Genomic DNA, 18,204 nt, shown 5'->3' with positions numbered 1-18,204 from the left:
GAGTCAGCCGTGGTTACTGTCCCGCACCGGAAAAACGCGCTCCTGGTCATGCTGTCCCTGCTCGCAGGCGTTGTCTTCGTCGTGGTTATGGCCAGCCTGAGGCCAGGCCCCGCGGAATCCAGCTCCCCTTCGCCTGCCCGCAGTGTACGGGTCATCCCCATTACCCCCATGCCGTTTCGTGTTGAGGTCAGTGGTTACGGCAACGTGCGCGCGGCCCGACGCTGGCAGGCGGTCGCCCGAGTGGGCGGGCGCATCACCCAGCGTCACCCGGAGCTGGAAAGCGGCAACATCATCGATGAAGGCACCGAACTGCTCCGGATCGATCCAACCCGTTACGAGCTGGCCGTCGCCAGCGCCGAAGCGGATCTGGCGGCCACCCGCAGTGACCGCCGCGAGCTTGAACAGAAAGCCGCCAACACCCGGATGCTGCTCGAACTGGAGAAAGAACGCCTGGCCCTGGCGGAGAAAGAGCTTGAGCGCATCCGCCGCCTTGCAGAGAGGGACGCAGTCTCCCGAACACGTGTGGACGAACAGGAACGGGCGACACTTCAGCAACGTCAGGCCGTGCAGTCACTGGAGAATGAACTGGCACTGATGCCCAGCCAACGTGAGAGGCTTAAGGCGCACACTGCCCGTGCCCAATCCGCTCTGGAGCAGGCCCGGCAGGATCTGGCGGACACCCGGTTCACCGCTCCCTTCGACCTGCGCATCCATGACGCCACGGTGGAAAAGCAGGAGGAAGTGCGCACAGGGCAAACCCTGCTCCGGGCCGGCGGCATCGCCCGGGCGGAAGCCGTCATTCAGCTTCCCGTTGCCCAGCTCCGCCGCCTGCTGCGTCAGCTCCCGGACACGCCCGCTGGCACAGCCGACAGATCAGTGGCGGATCTGCACCAACGCCTTGATCTCAGCAGGATCACTGCAACCCTTTCACTGGCGGGAGCCCCGGATGTCAACTGGGACGCCAGCGTCACGCGGATTGCCAGTGGCCTTGATCCGGGCACACGCACCGTCCAGGTAGTACTGAGCGTGGAAGAGCCCTACCGCAATGCCAATCCACCCGAGAAGCCACCACTGGTTCGGGGCATGTACGTGCAGGGCACCCTCTCGCTCCCAACGCCGAATGACGTGATTGCGGTTCCCGCAGCGAGCGTCCACCAAGATACCCTCTATCTGGCCGATGACCAGGACCGCCTTGAACGGCGCAGGGTCTCGGTGGGATGGACCCAGGATGATCTTGCTGTCATCCAGAAGGGGGTGACCCCCGGAGAACGGCTGGTGCTGGATGATCTGGTTCCCGCCATCGATGGAACCCGACTCAACCCGAGCCGCGATGATAAAGCCCTGAATACCATCCGGAGCCAGGCCCGGAGTTCCGCCCGATGATCCGCTGGTTTGCAGCCCACCCCACGGCTGGCAATCTCCTTCTGATCCTGATTCTGGCCATCGGGCTGTTCGCCGCACCCAACCTCAAGCGCGAGACCTTCCCCGACTACCGACCACCGGAAGTCAGCATCACCATGGAATACCGCGGTGCAACCGCCGCAGACGTCGAAGAAGCCATCTGCCAACGGTTCAATGAAGCCCTCCAACGGGTCGAGAACCTGGATGAACTCACCTGCACGGCCCGGGACAACAGGGCGAACGCCATCGCCAGCATGAACCGTGGTGGTGATATGGGGCGTTTCCTGGACGACATCCGGACAGAGATTGAGGCGCTTCAGAACCTGCCCGAGCGCGCCGAGGACCCGGTCATTGAAGAACGTTACCGCACCGATCTGGTGGCCGCCCTCGCTATTTCCGGCCCCATGTCCTTCAACGACCTGGAGGAATACGCCGACGACCTCGAGGACCGACTGCTGCACCTGGAGGGTGTCGCGGATGTGGTAACCCGGGGCCTGTCACAGCGCCAGTGGCAGGTAGCGGTCTCGCGCGACCAACTGCGCCAATATGGGCTGGCCACCACGGATATCGCCGCGGCCCTGCAGCGCCAGAACCTGGACCTGCCTCTGGGAACCCTGGAGACGGAGCGGCAGGATGTTCAGTTGCGCTTTGTGGACCAGCGCCAACGTGCCGGAGACCTCAGGGACATCCGCATCATCAGCGGCGACAGCGGTGCCGAGATCCGGCTGGACGACATTGCCGATGTCAGCATTTCTCATGAACGGGATGAAGAACGGGTTACCTTCAACGGTGAGCGGGCCATCATTCTGGAGGTCCACAAAAGCCTGGGGGCCGATTCGCTGCGCGTCATGGACGCGCTCAAGGCATTCCGCAACAGTGAGCTCAAGGCCACGGATGGTACCGTCAGCCTGGAACTGACCCAGGATATGACCTCCATCGTCCGGGATCGCCTCCAGATGCTGGTTGAGAACGGTATTTTCGGGCTGGTGCTTGTGGGGTTGGTTCTGAGCCTGTTCTTCCGCCCACGCCTTGCTCTCTGGGCCCTGTTCGGACTGCCCGCCGCGTTTGCCGGAGCCTTTGCGGTCATGCTGGCGACCGGGCTTACCCTGAACATGATCACTCTGGTCGCTCTGCTCATGGCCATTGGCATCGTCATGGACGATGCCGTGGTGATTACCGATAACATCGCCACCCACGCCAAACAGAACCGCTCCCCGCTGGAAGCCGCCGCCCACGGCGCCCGCGAGGTCTTTCCCGGCGTCATGTCCTCGTTTCTGACCACGGCTTCCGTATTTGTACCCCTGGGCTTTCTGGCCGGAGAAATGGGGGCGGTGCTCGAAGTCCTGCCGGTCGCCCTGCTCGCCGCCCTGGCCGCCAGCCTCATTGAAGCCTTCTGGATCCTCCCCCATCACCTGAAACGGAGCCTGAAGACGCTGGAAGATGGTGCCGATTCCCGCTTCAGGGCGGGCTTCACGCAGCGTTTCGAGGTGCTGCGCGAGCACGCCGGACGTGTCACGGACCACGCCATCCGAGCCCGCTACCCGGTGCTTGCCGCCATACTGCTGTTCCTGTTCGGCTCTGTCGGTGTCATCGCCTTTGGGGCGATCAAGATGGAAGGAATGCCGGACATCGAAGGTGACGTACTGGAAGCACGGATCCTCATGCCCCAGGGTACCCCACTGGAACGCACCGAGGCGGTTGCAGAGCAGGTCAGCGCTGCCATGGAGGCCATCGATCAGAAGCTGAGGCCTGAGCAACCCGGAGAACAGCCCCTGGTTGAGAACATCCAGACGCGGTTCAACCATCACGCCAGTGCCGGAGAAACCGGGCCCCATATCGCCACCGTCATGGTGGACCTTCTGACGGCCGAAGCGCGCACGACGAACCTGGATACGCTCAGGCAGCGCTGGTACGAGGAGATTGGCAGCATCCATGGCCTTGTCAGCCTCAACATCCAGGAACCCGGTTTCGGCCCGGCGGGCGTTCCCATTGAGGTCCGCCTGCAGCACGAGGATCTGCACACCCTGAAACAGGCGGCCACAGACCTGTCCTCAGCCATTGGTGGTTACGCCGGCACCCTCAACATCATGGACGACCTCCGCCCCGGCAAGCCCCAACGACTGCTCTCACTCAGGGAGGGGGCCCTGGCGCTGGGCATTGATGCCCGCGATGTAGCCACCCAGATCCGGACCAGTCTGCTCGGTGAGATTGTGGACTCGGTTCAGGTCGGAGATCAGTACATCGAGCTCCTGCTGCGCCAGACAGCGAAGGAACGCAATACTCTCGACTTCCTCGCCGACAGCGTCGTGTTCAGCGCCAGCGATGGCGCCGTACCACTGACCGAAGTGGTCCGGGTTGAGAACGCGAGGGGCTGGGGGCAGATTACACGGGTCGATGGACTGCGCACCGTGACGGTCACCGCTGACGTTGATTCACAGACCGCAAACGCAGCCGCTATTGTGGGCGATCTGAGGGAAACAGAATTCCCGCAACTGAAGGATCGTTACGCCGACCTCGGAATCACCGTGGAAGGTCAGACCGCCCGCTCACAGGAAACAGGCCAGTCCATCGCCCGGGGCCTGTTGATCGGGCTTGTGGGCATATTCCTGATCCTGTCGTTCCAGTTCCGCAGCACCATCGAGCCTGTGATCGTGATGCTGGCGATCCCGGTGGCCTTCATGGGCGCCATCTGGGGCCATATCCTGATGGGCTACAACCTGTCCATGCCATCACTGATCGGAGCCGCATCCCTGGCCGGAATCGTGGTAAACAACGCCATCCTGCTGCTCCAGTTCATACGGATCCACCGGGAGCATGGCCTCGATGCCCTGAGTGCCGCCAGCCAGGCCAGCCGGGACCGGTTCCGGGCCATCTTCATCACCTCCAGCACCACCATCGCGGGTCTGCTGCCGCTGCTGACCGAGACCAGTACCCAGGCCATGGCGGTCATTCCCCTGGTGATCTCCGTTGTGTTCGGGCTGTTGATCTCAACCGTGCTGATCCTGATCGCACTGCCGGCGTTCTACGCCATCCTCAGCGATCTTGGCCTAACCAGTACGGACGCGGATGCCTTTTAAGACTGAATTAAGGTTGCGCCCATAGGCTGGAGCCTGAATACATGGGCAGCGGAGAACCAACCATGAATCAGGACAATCAGGTGCGGGTCTGGGACCCGTTCATACGCATCTTCCACTGGCTTCTGGTCATTGCCTTCTTTACGGCCTATCTGACCGAGGGAGAGCCCGAGTGGCTGCATGCCTGGGCGGGCTACCTCATTGTGGGGCTGCTGGTATTGCGCATTATCTGGGGCTTTATCGGAAGCGAACACGCCCGTTTCAGCAGCTTCGTGTTCTCTCCCGGCACCATACTGGCGTACCTGCGCGACACTATCCGGGGACGCGCCGCGTACTACCGGGGGCACAACCCGGCAGGCGGTGCCATGATCCTCGCGATCATCCTGTCCCTGCTCATCACCTCCGGCGCCGGAATGGTCGTCCTCGCGGGGGAGGAAGGCGAAGGGCCTCTCGCCGGCTGGCTGATTGCCACACCGGAGATGCAGTCAGGGGTTGCCCCCGGCGAAACGCATAACAAGTCTGAAGAGGGCGAAGAAGCCCACGAAGAGGAAGAACACGAGGAAAGCGCCCTGGTGGAAACGGCCGAAGAAGTCCATGAGTTGTTTGCTAACCTGACGCTGGCGCTGGTGATTCTTCACGTGATCGCCGTGATCGTGGAAAGCATCCGCGAACGCCAGAACCTGGTCCGATCCATGTTCACCGGATACAAGAGGGGGCACTGATGACAATCCTGCGGAAATGGCGGCGGCCCATGGCCGCCCCACTGCTGCTTGCGGCGCTTATACCCATTGCCGGCGCCGATCATGACGAGGTCCGGGAACTGCATGAGAATGAGGACATCGTTGGTCTTGAACAGATCCTCAGCACCTTTCACCAGCGTTACCCCGATGGCCGGGTACTGGAAGTGGAGCTGGAGTGCGAGGACGACGAGCACATCTACGAACTGGAAATCCTTGGCCCATCGGGAGAGGTCCGTGAACTGCGCTTTGACGCCGTTACCGGTGACTTTCTGGGTGAAGAGGATTCGGATGACTGATGCGACTGTTACTGGTTGAGGACGAGGCCGCCCTGGCCGAACAGCTGAGAAAGGCGCTGAGTGATGCGGGCTTTGCCACGGATGTCACCGGCGACGGCATTGAGGCGCAGTACCTGGGCGAGGAAGAGGCCTACGATGTGGCGGTACTGGACCTCGGCCTGCCCGGGCGTTCGGGGCTCGACGTGCTGCGGAACTGGCGGACGGCGGGCAACGACCTTCCGGTCCTGATCCTCACGGCCCGGGACGCCTGGCATGAGAAAGTCGACGGCTTCAAGGCCGGTGCCGATGACTACCTGGGGAAGCCCTTCCATACCGAGGAGTTGATTGCCCGGCTCAATGCCCTCATCCACAGGGCCAGCAACCGGCCCGGCGGTGCCCTTACCGCCGGCGGCCTGACCCTCGATGAAGAGCGCCAGGAAGCCCTTCTGCCTTCCGGCACCCGGGTAGGGCTGACCGGAACCGAGTTCCGGCTGATACGCTACCTGATGCTTCACCCTGATACCCTGCTGTCGAAAAGCCGCCTCACCGAGCATGTCTATGAATACGACCAGGACAGGGACAGCAATGTCATCGAGGTCTACATCAACCGGCTGCGCCGGAAGATCGGACACGAGGCCATCGAGACCCGGCGTGGTCAGGGCTACGTCTTTCATCCCCGTTTCTTCCACCAGCAGGACGGCTGACTGAGGCTATGGCACGCACCAGCCTGCAATCCCGGCTTGCCATTGGCATTGCCGCCCCGGTGGCAGTAGCGACGCTGCTGACCGTGGTCCTCGTCAGCTATGGCGTGCGCCAGCTGGTGGATGACTTTGTACTGACCCGTCTCGAGCACGATCTCGAGACCCTAGTCGCGGGCGTGGAATTGAGTCCGGACGCGCCCCCGCACCAGGGCAAACAGCTGACCCAGGTCTATCAACAGCCCTATTCCGGCCACTATTTCCAGATTGAAGCGCCGGGCAGCGCGCCCCAGCGGTCCCGCTCCCTCTGGGACCAGAGGCTGGACCTGCCCGATCTCGAGCCAGGCGAACGGCGCACCTTCCGCACCCGGGGGCCCGAGGGACAACCCCTCATGATGCTGGCTGAGGGCTTCAGCCAGTCGGGGCGCTCCGCCGTGGTCGGTGTCGCCGAAGACCTCGGCCCCCTGACGAGCACAGTGCAATTTCTCCAGATCGCCATCGGCGGTCTCGGCGTCCTGCTTCTCGCTCTCATTGTCCTGGCACAGACAGCACTCATCCGTCGCGGCCTGGCACCGTTGAGCGCGCTGCGCCAGGAACTGCATCGCCTGGAACAGGGCGATATCACGGAGCTCAACGCCAATCGTGTTCCAGCGGAAATCCAGCCCCTGATCAAGGAGATCAACCAGCTGATCCGGCTGATCTCCAGCCGCTTAACACGCTCCAGGAACGCCCTTGGCAACCTTGCCCACGCCCTGAAAACGCCACTGACCATCCTCGATGGGCTGGCTGAAGACGGGGAACGCACAACCGGCGACGAACTCCACCGCCAGGTCGCGGCCATGCGCAACATCGTTGAACGGGAACTGCGCCGCGCACGCCTTGCTGGCGGTGGCATGCCCGGCAGAACACTGGCACCGGAGACCGCCCTGGGTGAACTCGTCGATGTGTTCTCCAAGGTCTACGCCAACAAGGCCATTACCTTTGATATCCAGGCACCGCCGGAGCTGAAGCTGCCCCTGGACCGGGAGGATTTCCTGGAGCTGGCGGGGGTGCTTCTCGACAACGCCTGCAAATGGTGCGATCACCGCGTCCAGGTGGCCGTGGAACGGACCGGGGAAACGACGCTGCTCATCGTCGACGATGACGGTCCGGGCTGCCCCGCGGAGCAGCGCGATTCCCTGGCGAAACGGGGCTGGCGGGTGGATGAGGAACAGCCGGGCTCCGGCCTGGGGCTTGCCATCGCCGCCGACATCCTGGAGCAGTACGACGGGCTCCTATCCTTCCATGACTCGCCGCTTGGCGGATTGCAGGTGAAAGCCACTCTCAAAACAGGGAGGGATTGATTTCCAGGGCAACCACTGCTTTTTTATCCAAAAAGATTCACTTTATTAGAATTTTATTCACACGATCCCATCAACACAGACAATAACCATCAAATCCAGGGAGACAAACCGATCATGACACTCATCCGTAACAGCCTTATCGGCGCACTATTGGTAACAATAACTCTTGCCGTTCTGCCGGCACAGGCAGAGGACGTGACCTCGGAACTGACCCCCAAGTTACGGGGACTTCTCCAGAAGGAGATGGTCGGAATCGAGGCTGCCATGAAGGAAGTCTACAGCGCCATTATCCGCGGCAACCACGAGGTCGTGCAGGAAAAAGGGCAGGCCATTCACGACAGCTTCATCCTTGATCAGGAGTTGACCCAGGAAGACCGGAAAACACTCAAGGCGTCTGTCCCCAAGGCATTCCTGAAGCTGGATCAGAAGTTCCACAAGCAGGCTGCACAGCTCTCGGAAGCAGGCAACGCAGAGAACACAAGGAAACAGAAAAAGGTCTTCGACCGGATGACCAACTCCTGTGTGAGCTGTCACAGCCGCTTCGTGAATGAGCGTTTCAGTGGTCTGAACCAGTAAGCCCGACTGCTCCCGCAGCCGGGCCGGCTGCTTCAAGCCTGGGACGCATCCAGCGCCTGCTCGACATCCGCCAGTATGTCGTCGACGTGCTCAATGCCGATGGCGAGACGGACCAGGTCCCGGGAGACACCGGCACTGGCCAGCTCCTCGTCATTGAGCTGGCGGTGGGTGGTGCTGGCGGGGTGGCAGGCCAGTGTCTTGGCATCACCGATATTCACCAGGCGCACGATCATCTGCAGGGCATCAATGAATTTCGCGCCTGCCTCATCGCCACCCCTGATGCCGAAGGACAGGATACCCGACGCCCGGCCGTCCATGTATTTCTTCGCAAGCTCATGATACCGGCTCGATTCAAGGCCCGCGTAGTTGACCCAGTTCACCGCCGGATGCTTCTCCAGATACTGGGCCACTTTCAGGGCGTTCTCACAGTGGCGCTCCATGCGAAGGTGCAGGGTCTCGATGCCCTGCATCAGCTGGAAAGCGTTCATGGGTGACAGGGCCGCGCCCATGTTGCGCAGCGGCACCACCCGACACCGCCCGATGAACGCCGCCTCGCCCATGGCTTCGGTGTAGACCACGCCATGATAGGAGGGATCCGGCTCGTTCAGCACCGCGAAGCGTTCAGGATAGTCGGCCCAGGGGAAACGGCCGGAGTCCACGATGGCACCGCCAAGCGTGGTGCCATGCCCGCCCATGAACTTGGTCAGCGAATGGATCACCACGTCAGCGCCATGCTCGAAGGGGCGCCACAGACAGGGCGTTGCTACCGTGTTATCCACGAACAGGGGCACTCCATGGCGATGACCGATGGCAGCCAGCTTTTCAATGTCAACGATATTGCCGGCCGGGTTACCCACAGTCTCGCAGAAGATCAGCTTGGTCCGGTCATCGATCTGGGCCTCGAACGCATCCGGATCATCAGCGCTGACAAACCGGACCTCAATACCCTGTTTCGGGAAGGTATGGGCAAAGAGATTGAATGTACCCCCATAGAGTTGGGTGGTGGTCACGATGTTATCGCCGGCTTCGGCAATAGCCTGGATTGCGGCAGTGATCGCCGCCATGCCGGATGCCATCGCCAACGCGCCCACGCCGCCTTCCAGCAGCCTGACACGCTCCTCCAGGAAAGCATTGGTCGGATTCATGATCCGGCTGTAGATGTTGCCCTCAACCTTCAGGTCAAACAGGTCAGCACCATGCTGTGTGTTGTCGAAAGCATAGGAGGTGGTCTGATAGATCGGGGTTGCGACCGCCTTGGTGGTGGGGTCGGGATGGAAGCCGCCGTGGATGGCGAGAGTGTCCGGTTTCATGGGTATCCTCAGATGCCAGTTGTTGTGGTTGTCGCTCACGATGCCAAGAATAGGACAGCCTGAAGCAGACTGGAACCATTAACCCAGTGGCAGAACCAGCAATGCCGACTACTGCCCGCCTGTTGACTCCAGGTCATCGGAAAGCCAGCCCCGGATACGCGCGGAAACCCGTCTCTGCTCACGGGCCTGCCCGCCCCTGGGTATCGGGATAGCAGACTGAGTATAGGCCGAAAAACCGCCCCGTCGCGCGGCGGCCGAGCGCTTCTCAGCGCGCTCGGACTGGAGATCCCGGTCATACAGATCAAGAACGGGGACGCTGTAACCCTCCCCCAGCTCTGCGACCAATCCATCGCTGAACGGTGGTCTCAACCGAGCATCGACCCACACCATGCCAAACTGGCCCGGCGGGAAGGTGGCTCCGTTGGCACTGACGTAGCGCAGGACAAGATCCGCACCGTCACCAACACCCACAAGCGCGATGGGACCAACGTTCTCGTTCCGCAGGACATTCACCGCCGCCGCAAGACGATCCGTAGCCCGTTGCTGCCACTCATCATCTCGTGTGGGCGCCGCAGAGTCCTGGGCGACCCGGATGGTCATATCCGGCGGCTTGGAAGCCTCATCCCCGCCCTGATCCTCACCACTGCCACTATCCCCTTCCGCGTCATTTCCGTTCTGGGCTGTCTCCTCTCCATCATTGCCCTCATCACCTGCGCCAGGCTGGACGGGCTCCAGAACCCGCTCGGGCAGGTCCGCTACCGGCTCCGCCGGTTGAGCAATCGAAAGAGTCAGCCAGCCGGCATCGGTGAGCTGCGTTCTCACCGCACCCGCAACTCCCTGGTCAGGCGACTGGCCGGAAGGCGCCACAACCAGGACCCCACCATGGCGCTCAGAGACTGTCTCCCGCTTCAGAAGGCCAGTGAAGACGTTCTCACCCTGGCCCAGCTCAAGCGCCTGATCCGGGTACAGCGATGCCAGCGACCCACCCGCATCACCGGGCCCGTAGTGGACCATGGTGATGCTGGGCGGCTCGACGCCCTGCTGGGTATCCTCACCCGCCGCGTTGCCCTCTCCCTCCGGGGCCTGGCCAGCGTCCTCCTGCTGGCCTATGGCTGGCAATGCAGCCGCACCAAGGCAAATACCGATCAGGGCAATGGGTACGGAGCGACGGAACACGGAACCTCCTGTGGTACGGAATAAGCCGGAAGCGTTAAACTGCTGCCTTTCGGCAACAGTCTATCAACAATGGCGGATCTTCCCATGAACGAGCCCCTTATCGCGCCCTCCATCCTCTCAGCGGACTTCGCCCGGCTGGGCGAGGAAGTGGACAACGTCCTGGCCGCGGGCGCGGACATGGTCCATTTCGACGTCATGGATAACCATTACGTCCCGAACCTCACCATCGGCCCCATGGTCTGCGAAGCCCTGCGCAAGCATGGCGTGACCGCTCCCATCGACGTGCACCTGATGGTCAAGCCGGTGGACGACCTGATCCAGATGTTCATCGATGCCGGCGCCAGCTACATCACCTTCCACCCGGAAGCTTCGGAACACATCGACCGCTCCCTGCAGATGGTGCGCGAAGCCGGGCTCAAAACCGGTCTGGTCTTCAACCCCGCCACGCCGCTGCATTACATGGACTACGTGATGGACAAGATCGACATGATCCTGCTGATGTCCGTGAACCCCGGCTTCGGGGGCCAGTCCTTCATTCCGGGCACCCTCGACAAGCTGCGCGAGGCGCGCCGGAAGATCGATGCCAGCGGTCGTAACATCCGCCTCGAGGTGGACGGCGGTGTGAAGGAAGACAACATCGGGGAGATCGCTGCAGCGGGCGCGGATACCTTTGTTGCCGGTTCCGCCATCTTCAAGAAGGACGACTACAGCCGCATCATCACCGATATGCGGGAACGGATCGCCGAGGCGCGATCAGCGTGACCCGCACGGCGCTCCCCGAAACACTCCTGCTGGACCTGGACGGCACCCTGGTGGACAGCGCCCCCGATCTGGCCGCCGCCGTGGATGCCATGCTGGCGGAGCTGGGGCGTGCCCCCGCGGGTGTTGAGAAAACCCGGCTCTGGGTCGGCAACGGCGCCCGCAAGCTGGTGGAACGGGCCCTGGCTGATGCCTTCGACCCCGCCACGCCCGGAGACAAGGGATTTGCCGACCATGCGGAGTCCCTTTTCTACAGGGCTTACCACGCCTGCAACGGGCATCACAGCCAGCTCTATACCGGCGCCATGCCTTTTCTGGAGGCAGGCCGGGCGCGGGAGTCCCGTCTGGCCATTGTCACCAACAAGCCGGCCGAGTTCACGGAGCCGCTGCTGGAACGGCTCGGCATCGCCCGTTACTTCGGGGCCACTGTCAGCGGCGACAGCCTGCTCGGTGACAACGGCACCGTCATCCGCAAACCCGACCCGGCCCACCTGCAGCTGGCGCTCGACCGGCTCGGCGCTCCAACGGACAGCGCCTGGATGATCGGGGATTCCGGTTCGGACATCCTCGGGGCACGCAATCTCGGTATCCCGAGCGTGGCGGTTACCTACGGCTACAGCCAGGGGACGCCGGTCGCGGATTACGGCCCGGACTGGATCGTGAACGACCTGACGGAACTGCTTTAGACACTTCTAGCTGCGCGCCAGCCGCCGGTTCAGCGCCCAGAGCGACAGGGGCGCGAAAACCAGTGTAATCACGCCGGCCCACACCAGGGACCACAGCGCCGGTTCCAGTACCGGCCCGCCACTGAGCAGCCCACGGGACGCCTCCGCCAACAGGGAGACCGGATTGGCTGCCACCACCGCTCGGATAAACGGCGGCAGCGTGTCCAATGGCACGAAGACGTTACTGAGAAAGGTCACCGGGAACAGCGCCGTAAACCCGAACAGCTGCACGTGTTCCGGATCCCGCGCCACCACGCCCACCAACACCATGATCCAGGACATGGCGAAAGCGAACACCAGCAGCAGGGCCAGCATTACCAGCACGCCACTCACCGGAGCCCCCAGCCGGAATCCGAGCAGGAAGCCCACCACCAGCAACAGCAGGACACACCAGGCCTGCTTGACCATGTCCGCCAGGATGCGCCCGGCCAGCGGCGACCAGCGCGCAATGGGCAGGGCCCGGAAACGGTCGAACACGCCCCGGGTCAGGTCCGTGTTGAGCCCATGGCCAACGTAAACGGTCACGAACACCAGGTTCATCACGATCACGCCGGGCAGGATGAAGTCCAGGTAGGCTGCCGTGGAGCCCGCGACCGCACCGCCGAAGACATACAGAAACAGCAGCAGGAACAGGATCGGCTGGATGCTGAAGTCCATCAGTTCCCAGGGATTGCGCCGCAGCTGAAGCAGGGAGCGCCAGGCGAGGGTCAGGGTCTGCTGGAGGCTGCTCATGGGGCTGCCTCCGCATCTCCGGCCGGCGTCTCGACGCTGGCGTGGCGACCGGTCAGTGTCAGGAAGACATCATCCAGGCTCGCACCACGCAGCGTCAGCTCCCGGGCCACGATGCCGGACTCGTCCAGGCGCCGGACCACGGCCGGTACCAGTGCCGGGTCACTGACCGGAACCCGCAGCCGGGCCCCATCCACCTCGGGCTCGCGCCCCACGATCTCCGTCACGATCGACAGCGCAGTCGCCACGTCCGACTCGTGCTCCGGTGCCAGCACCAGGGTCTGTCCACCGATGCGTGCCTTGAGCTGGTCCGAGGTGCCACTGGCAATGACGCGCCCCTGGTCGATCACCACAATCTCATCCGCCAGGCTGTCCGCTTCCTCCAGGTACTGGGTCGTGAGCAGCACCGTAGTGCCCTGGGCCACAAGCTCGCGGATCAGGTTCCAGAGATCCAGGCGGGCGCGCGGGTCGAGCCCGGTCGTGGGCTCGTCCAGGAACAGGATACGAGGCCGGCCCACCAGGCTGGCAGCCAGGTCCAAGCGCCGGCGCATACCACCGGAATAGGTCTGGACGGGCCGATGGGCCGCGTCTTCCAGGCCGAACTCCACCAGAAGCTCGCCTGCCCTTGCCCGGGCATCCCGCCGGGAGAAGCCCAGCAGGCGGGCAATCAGGATCAGGTTCTCGCGGCCGGTGAGCTTTTCATCCACGGAGGCGTACTGACCGGTCAGGCCTATGCGGCTTCGGACCGCAGCGGCCTCCGAAGCCACATCGCATCCATCCACCCAGGCCTGCCCGGCATCCGGCGCAAGCAGGGTCGCCAGAATCCGGACCGCCGTGGTCTTACCGGCGCCGTTGGGGCCCAGCAAACCAAGAACGGTGCCACGCGGCACGCTCAGGTCGATCCCATCGAGCGCCCGGGTGGCACCGAATTGCTTGACCAGGCCTTCGGCGCGGATCGCTTCATCCATGGCCCTCTTTCCCCGTTTGGTGGAAAGCGGTCAGGATACCTGCGACGCGCGCCGGGCAACAGGTGCTGGACGCGACCCGCTCAGAAGTCGTAGGTCAGCGTGGCCTCGACACTGCGCTCCGCACCGTAATAGCACACGGATTCGCTGTAGCATGCCCCCACGTATTCCTTGTCGAACAGGTTCCTGGCGTTCAGGCTGGCGGTCACGCCCTTCATGCCCATGGTCGTGAGGTCATAGCTCAGGTTGGCATCCACCAGGGTGTAATCCGGCACTTCCAGCGTGTTGGCCTCATTCGCCCAGCTTTCACCGACGTACCGGAGACCGAGGGCGGCATCCAGACCCTGCAACGGCGCACTGCGGAATTCATAGGATCCCCAGAGAGACGCCATGTGACGCGGTGTGGCAACCGGCGTATTGCCCTCGTTGCCGGCGCTGGACTCCTCGACCGTGACATCGGTATAGGTGTAGCTCGCCATAACGGACCAGCCGGGTGTCAGCCAGGTGGTGGCCTCCAGCTCAAGCCCCTCGGACCGGGTCGAGCCCACCGCGCGATAGGCCCGGATATCGCGGATGTAGTTGGCCACGTTGTCCTGGTCAATCCGGAATATGGCAGCGCTGTAACGATCCCGTGTGCCCGCGGGCTCATACTTGAGCCCCGCCTCGTACTGCCGGCCTTCCGTGGGTTCAATGAGGTTGCCATCCTCGCCCACATTGCTGCTGGGACTGAACGACTCCGAGTAACTGACATAGGGCGCGGCCCCGTTATCAAACAGGTAAAGCAGCCCCGCACGACCACTGAACTTGGACGCATCCAGCTCCTCGTCCCCGCTCGCACCAGTCAGAAGCGTGTCGTATTCGTTCGTCACATCCACCCAGTCGTGGCGACCGCTTAGTGTCAGCCGCCATTGGTCCAGGGCCACCTGGTCCTGGATATACACCCCCGTCTGCTCGAGCTGCCGCTTGTTGTCCTGATAGGGATTGATCGTCCCGGTATTGCCGTACTGGGGATCAAACGCATTGATCGGGGGAATGGTAGAGCTGAAATCGGGATTGTAGCCGGCGGTCCAGTAGGCATCCGTATCAACCCGCTGGTAGTCCAGGCCGGTCAGGACCCTGTGCCGGCTCCCTCCAATGCCGAATTCCGCGATCAGCTGATTGTCCACGGCAAAGGAGTCGAGCGTCTCGTCCGCCCCGAAAAAGGTCCGTGCAAGCTCATTACTGTTACCGACCCAGCCGCCCGAAACATAGACCTGGCCGTATTCCACGTCCGTGTTCATATAGCGCAGGTTCTGACGGGCGGACCAGGTGTCATTGAACCGGTGCTCGAGCTGGTAGCCCAGCATCATCTGTTCCCGGTCGAATTCCTCAAGTGACGGCTCACCCTCGTAGAAATCATTCGGGATGGTCCGGCCATTCCGGGGTTCCAGCGTCCCCTCTGCCGGCAGGGAGCCGTAGTAGCCGCCTTCCGGATCCTTCTGGAGCTGGGCCAGCAGGGTGAGGGTCGTCGAGTCCGTCAGATCCACGGTCAGCGACGGCGCCAGGGCGTAGCGTTCCTCCTCCACGTAGTCCCACTGGGTATCCGATTGCTTGACCCGGCCCACCAGGCGATAGGCTGCGTTCCCGGAATCACCGACCTCATTGCTGAAATCAAAGCCCAGGCTCCTGTGGCCCTGGGTCCCAACGGACGCCTGGACCTGATACTGCGGCGTGAAGGTGGGCCTCTTGCTCGTCATGGCGATCAGGCCGCCTGGCGCGGAGCGTCCGTACAGCACGGAAGAAGGCCCTTTCACCACCTCAATGCTCTCGAGGAAGTAAGGGTCAATCTGCATGATGCTGTAGGTCCCCTTATCGTTCAGAACCTTGAGGCCATCCAGGTACTGGTTGTCCGTGCTGTCACTGCCAAAACCCCGGAGCTTGATCGCATCATAGCGGCTCGCCGTCGCCCCATACTGGTTGGTGAACACACCGGCGCTGTAGCGTGTCGCTTCCTGGACACTCCGGGCGCCCTGCTCCTCGATCTGCTCGCGGGTAATGGTGGAAATCGATTGCGGCGTCTCGACAAAGGGGGTCTCCGTCTTCGTCGCCCCCCGGGGCGCTGTAATCTCCAGCGTCTGCAGAACGCCGATGTCAGCCTGGTTTTCCTGTGCAGCGATGGGCAGAGCGGACCCGGCCCCGGCGACAGCCACCGCCACGGCAACCGACAGTCTGGAAGGATGAACCATACAGCAAGCCTCTCTTAATCTCTGAATGAATAATGCGAATTATTCTTCTTTAGATCCATAGAGAGGTATTCAAAGTGCCAGATTATCTATGCGGACTGCCAAAACCACTCAGGTCAGGTCCCTGGGCGATACCCCGAAATAGCGGCGGAAAGCCGTCGCGAAATTGGACGCATACCGGTAGCCACTGCCATGGGCAGCCTGCTGGACACTGTAGCCCTGCTCAAGATGACACCGCCCCAGCTCCAGGCGACACTGGCGAAGATAATCGAACACCGAGGTCCCGTAAGTGGCACGGAACTTGGCACGCAGACCGCTGGAGCTCATCGCGGCCCGCTGGGCCAGCGCCTCCAGCGTATAGTGCTCCGTCGGGGCGAACGCCAGCAGCTGCCTGACCGACTCAAGCCGCTTCTGCTCATGGGACAGGGGCACCTGCCGCAGCGGGCCGCCAGCTTCGTCACCATCAAGACCATACGCGGCCAGCTGCAGCGCCAGCCCCTCGAGAAGGAGCTTCTTCTGGAGCTCGGCCAGGGGGGATACCAGGCTCTGCTCAATGGACTGGATCAGCGCGGCCGGCATCCGCCAGAGGCGGAAAGGGTGCTGGATGTTGCGAAGGAGAGCGCTCAGGGCCGGGCTGACAGTGCCCGTGCTGCCTGCGGCGACGGGATCGAAAGCCAGTGTCAGGGTCTTCAGGCGCTGTCCCGCCGGCTGGAATGCCTGGAGCGCGTATTCAGGGCACAACTGGAGACTGACTGCCATACCGCCTTCAAGCTCCCGCGACACGGCCCCCACCGAGATACTGACCCGGCCTTCAAGCACGATGACGATCAGCAGGGGCGCATGGCCCAGGGACGCCGACTCATAGGACTGGAAGAGTTCCAGCTCGGAGCGGGTGAAGCGGAAGCCGGAGGGCAGTGCTGTTTCCGTGATGCTTCCCCTTGCCACGGTCACGTCCGGGTCGGACCGTCCGGAGGACGGGATATCGGGAAACCGGTAATCAATGCCGTAGTGCTTACCGAACGCCAGGAAATCCCTGACCCCGAAAGAGCGTGAAGGCTGGACACTGGACTCAGGTTGCATGGACGAGACCCTTGTCGCGTAAGACGGGTATCGTACCAGAAAATCCAGATAACGCGAACGATAACAATTTACATCCAATACCTCCCACAACACGGCCTATCCCGCTCCAGACGCCATGCAGCTGCTGTATTCGCCGTCAACGCAAGGCCGCGTGGTAGAGTCTGACAGAGCGATGATCACCCACCGGCCCGGTAACGTACCAACCTCCATGGAAACAGCTCGGAATCCAGACAGAACCTCGGTTTTTCTCGTCGACAACGGCTCGCTGCGCCCCGGCGCCACCCTCAACCTGAGGCGTGTTGCCGCGGCGCTGGGGGAACGCACCGGCATGCCGGTGGAGGCCCGCTCCCTGCTGCACTCCAACAAAGTGCCGGCGGAAGAGCTGGATGGCGTGCCTGCCTCAACGCTCGGCCCGGCCGCTACCTGGCGCGCTGAGGAGGGCATCACCGACATGGTGGTGCTGCCGTTCTTCTTCGGGCCCAGCCGGGCGCTCAGCGGCTACCTGCCGGAACGACTGGGGGAAGTACAGGCGGCTCACCCCGGGGTCCGGGTCCGGGTCGCGTCTCCCCTCATCGATCTCCAGGCTCCTACCGACCTGAGGCTGGCGCGCATCCTGCGCGACGGCGTGGCAGAGCAGCTCCGGCAGCTGCCGGCGGGCTCAAAACCCGCAGTGGTGCTGGCGGACCACGGCAGCCCCATCCCGGAGGTGACGGCGGTGCGCAACGTGCTTGCCGGCCAGCTGGCAACACTGCTGGAGGATCAGGTCCGCAGCGTAACGCCAGCCTCCATGGAAAGGCGGGAAGGCGACGAGTACCGCTTCAACGAACCGCTGCTTGAAAATCTACTGGACGAGCCGGGCTTCAACCAGGGGCCGGTCATCGTGTCCATGCTGTTCCTGTCTCCCGGCAAGCACGCTGGTGAGGGCGGTGATGTGGTCACCATCTGTACCGAAGCCGAAAGCCGCAACCCTGGACTGGAAACCCGTATCACGCGGCTTGCCGGTGAACACGACGGCATCCTGGCCATCCTGGCGGACCGGCTGGAAGAGGCCATCAGAGGTGAGCGTTACCTGCTGGACCTGCCGGCGCACGGTGCCTGACCCCAACCGCCTCTTACGGGCGCACCAGGTTG

The 18,204-nt window shown here is 62.8% G+C and carries 16 protein-coding genes; 10 read left to right on the top strand and 6 right to left on the bottom strand.

Annotated features, from left to right (window positions below; all coding sequences use genetic code 11):
* The first annotated feature begins 9 nt into the window (after positions 1-9).
* The 7 genes from GLW01_RS10530 to GLW01_RS10500 all read left to right on the top strand — a co-directional run bounded on the left by GLW01_RS10530 (position 10) and on the right by GLW01_RS10500 (position 8,107).
* Entirely contained in the window at positions 10-1,383 is a 1,374-nt protein-coding gene (locus GLW01_RS10530; protein WP_160899016.1) for an efflux RND transporter periplasmic adaptor subunit, read from the top strand.
* Positions 1,380-4,478 carry an efflux RND transporter permease subunit gene (locus GLW01_RS10525; protein WP_160899015.1) on the top strand — a complete coding sequence of 1,033 codons (3,099 nt, stop codon included), beginning with the start codon at positions 1,380-1,382 and terminating at the stop codon, positions 4,476-4,478. The genes GLW01_RS10530 and GLW01_RS10525 overlap by 4 nt, the downstream gene beginning before the upstream one ends.
* Before the next feature lie 62 nt (positions 4,479-4,540).
* Entirely contained in the window at positions 4,541-5,197 is a 657-nt protein-coding gene (locus tag GLW01_RS10520) for a cytochrome b/b6 domain-containing protein (protein WP_225741687.1), read from the top strand.
* Positions 5,197-5,511, top strand: a complete 315-nt coding sequence (locus tag GLW01_RS10515) for a PepSY domain-containing protein (RefSeq protein WP_202405673.1) — start codon at positions 5,197-5,199, stop codon at positions 5,509-5,511. The genes GLW01_RS10520 and GLW01_RS10515 overlap by 1 nt, the downstream gene beginning before the upstream one ends.
* The gene (locus tag GLW01_RS10510) at positions 5,511-6,194 is read left to right on the top strand and encodes a response regulator transcription factor (protein ID WP_151439887.1); all 684 of its coding nucleotides are present in this window, start codon (positions 5,511-5,513) and stop codon (positions 6,192-6,194) included. Before GLW01_RS10515 ends, GLW01_RS10510 begins: the two co-directional genes overlap by 1 nt.
* An 8-nt stretch (positions 6,195-6,202) precedes the next feature.
* Positions 6,203-7,531, top strand: a complete 1,329-nt coding sequence (locus GLW01_RS10505) for an ATP-binding protein (RefSeq protein ID WP_160899014.1) — start codon at positions 6,203-6,205, stop codon at positions 7,529-7,531.
* Positions 7,532-7,645: 114 nt separating this feature from the next.
* A complete protein-coding gene (locus tag GLW01_RS10500; protein ID WP_160899013.1) occupies positions 7,646-8,107 on the top strand; it encodes a cytochrome c in 462 nt (153 codons plus the stop codon).
* Positions 8,108-8,139: 32 nt separating this feature from the next.
* Here GLW01_RS10500 and GLW01_RS10495 read toward each other — a convergent pair whose 3' ends face one another.
* Entirely contained in the window at positions 8,140-9,417 is a 1,278-nt protein-coding gene (locus tag GLW01_RS10495) for an O-acetylhomoserine aminocarboxypropyltransferase/cysteine synthase family protein (protein ID WP_160899012.1), read from the bottom strand.
* A 108-nt stretch (positions 9,418-9,525) separates the two neighbouring features.
* Positions 9,526-10,593: a DUF3530 family protein gene (locus GLW01_RS10490; protein WP_160899011.1), complete on the bottom strand. Its 1,068-nt coding sequence runs from the start codon at positions 10,591-10,593 to the stop codon at positions 9,526-9,528.
* 84 nt (positions 10,594-10,677) lie between these two features.
* Between GLW01_RS10490 and rpe the strand changes: the two genes are divergently transcribed.
* Both rpe and gph read left to right on the top strand, forming a co-directional pair.
* Positions 10,678-11,355 (top strand): ribulose-phosphate 3-epimerase, encoded by a 678-nt coding sequence (rpe, locus tag GLW01_RS10485; RefSeq protein WP_151439883.1) that lies wholly within the window; start codon positions 10,678-10,680, stop codon positions 11,353-11,355.
* Entirely contained in the window at positions 11,352-12,038 is a 687-nt protein-coding gene (gene gph / locus GLW01_RS10480) for a phosphoglycolate phosphatase (RefSeq protein ID WP_340162450.1), read from the top strand. The genes rpe and gph overlap by 4 nt, the downstream gene beginning before the upstream one ends.
* A gap of 6 nt (positions 12,039-12,044) precedes the next feature.
* Here the strand turns inward: gph and GLW01_RS10475 are convergent, their stop codons facing one another.
* The 4 genes from GLW01_RS10475 to GLW01_RS10460 all read right to left on the bottom strand — a co-directional run bounded on the left by GLW01_RS10475 (position 12,045) and on the right by GLW01_RS10460 (position 17,073).
* The gene (locus tag GLW01_RS10475) at positions 12,045-12,809 is read right to left on the bottom strand and encodes an ABC transporter permease (protein ID WP_151439881.1); all 765 of its coding nucleotides are present in this window, start codon (positions 12,807-12,809) and stop codon (positions 12,045-12,047) included.
* Positions 12,806-13,774 carry an ATP-binding cassette domain-containing protein gene (locus GLW01_RS10470; protein WP_160899010.1) on the bottom strand — a complete coding sequence of 323 codons (969 nt, stop codon included), beginning with the start codon at positions 13,772-13,774 and terminating at the stop codon, positions 12,806-12,808. The genes GLW01_RS10475 and GLW01_RS10470 overlap by 4 nt, the downstream gene beginning before the upstream one ends.
* An 80-nt stretch (positions 13,775-13,854) precedes the next feature.
* Positions 13,855-15,996, bottom strand: coding sequence for a TonB-dependent siderophore receptor (locus GLW01_RS10465; protein WP_151439879.1), 2,142 nt, complete (start codon positions 15,994-15,996; stop codon positions 13,855-13,857).
* A gap of 108 nt (positions 15,997-16,104) precedes the next feature.
* A complete protein-coding gene (locus GLW01_RS10460) occupies positions 16,105-17,073 on the bottom strand; it encodes a helix-turn-helix transcriptional regulator (RefSeq protein ID WP_151439878.1) in 969 nt (322 codons plus the stop codon).
* Between the two features lie 208 nt (positions 17,074-17,281).
* Here GLW01_RS10460 and GLW01_RS10455 point away from each other — a divergent pair, with 208 nt between their 5' ends.
* Positions 17,282-18,172, top strand: coding sequence for a sirohydrochlorin chelatase (locus tag GLW01_RS10455; protein WP_160899009.1), 891 nt, complete (start codon positions 17,282-17,284; stop codon positions 18,170-18,172).
* Positions 18,173-18,204 lie beyond the last annotated feature (32 nt).

The organism is Vreelandella halophila, assembly GCF_009856365.1.
In the GTDB taxonomy this organism is placed as follows: Bacteria; Pseudomonadota; Gammaproteobacteria; order Pseudomonadales; family Oleiphilaceae; genus Halospina; species Halospina utahensis_B.
This window is presented reverse-complemented; position numbering and strand designations above follow the sequence as displayed.

Excerpts from the sequence above, each read along its gene's own strand:
- GLW01_RS10505 (WP_160899014.1), top strand. The coding sequence starts at position 6,203 with ATGGCACGCACCAGCCTGCAATCCCGGCTTGCCATTGGCATTGCCGCC.
- GLW01_RS10470 (WP_160899010.1), bottom strand. The coding sequence starts at position 13,774 with ATGGATGAAGCGATCCGCGCCGAAGGCCTGGTCAAGCAATTCGGTGCC.
- GLW01_RS10465 (WP_151439879.1), bottom strand. The coding sequence starts at position 15,996 with ATGGTTCATCCTTCCAGACTGTCGGTTGCCGTGGCGGTGGCTGTCGCC.
- rpe (WP_151439883.1), top strand. The coding sequence starts at position 10,678 with ATGAACGAGCCCCTTATCGCGCCCTCCATCCTCTCAGCGGACTTCGCC.
- GLW01_RS10455 (WP_160899009.1), top strand. The coding sequence starts at position 17,282 with ATGGAAACAGCTCGGAATCCAGACAGAACCTCGGTTTTTCTCGTCGAC.
- GLW01_RS10515 (WP_202405673.1), top strand. The coding sequence starts at position 5,197 with ATGACAATCCTGCGGAAATGGCGGCGGCCCATGGCCGCCCCACTGCTG.
- GLW01_RS10460 (WP_151439878.1), bottom strand. The coding sequence starts at position 17,073 with ATGCAACCTGAGTCCAGTGTCCAGCCTTCACGCTCTTTCGGGGTCAGG.
- GLW01_RS10520 (WP_225741687.1), top strand. The coding sequence starts at position 4,541 with ATGAATCAGGACAATCAGGTGCGGGTCTGGGACCCGTTCATACGCATC.
- GLW01_RS10510 (WP_151439887.1), top strand. The coding sequence starts at position 5,511 with ATGCGACTGTTACTGGTTGAGGACGAGGCCGCCCTGGCCGAACAGCTG.
- GLW01_RS10475 (WP_151439881.1), bottom strand. The coding sequence starts at position 12,809 with ATGAGCAGCCTCCAGCAGACCCTGACCCTCGCCTGGCGCTCCCTGCTT.
- GLW01_RS10525 (WP_160899015.1), top strand. The coding sequence starts at position 1,380 with ATGATCCGCTGGTTTGCAGCCCACCCCACGGCTGGCAATCTCCTTCTG.
- GLW01_RS10500 (WP_160899013.1), top strand. The coding sequence starts at position 7,646 with ATGACACTCATCCGTAACAGCCTTATCGGCGCACTATTGGTAACAATA.
- GLW01_RS10495 (WP_160899012.1), bottom strand. The coding sequence starts at position 9,417 with ATGAAACCGGACACTCTCGCCATCCACGGCGGCTTCCATCCCGACCCC.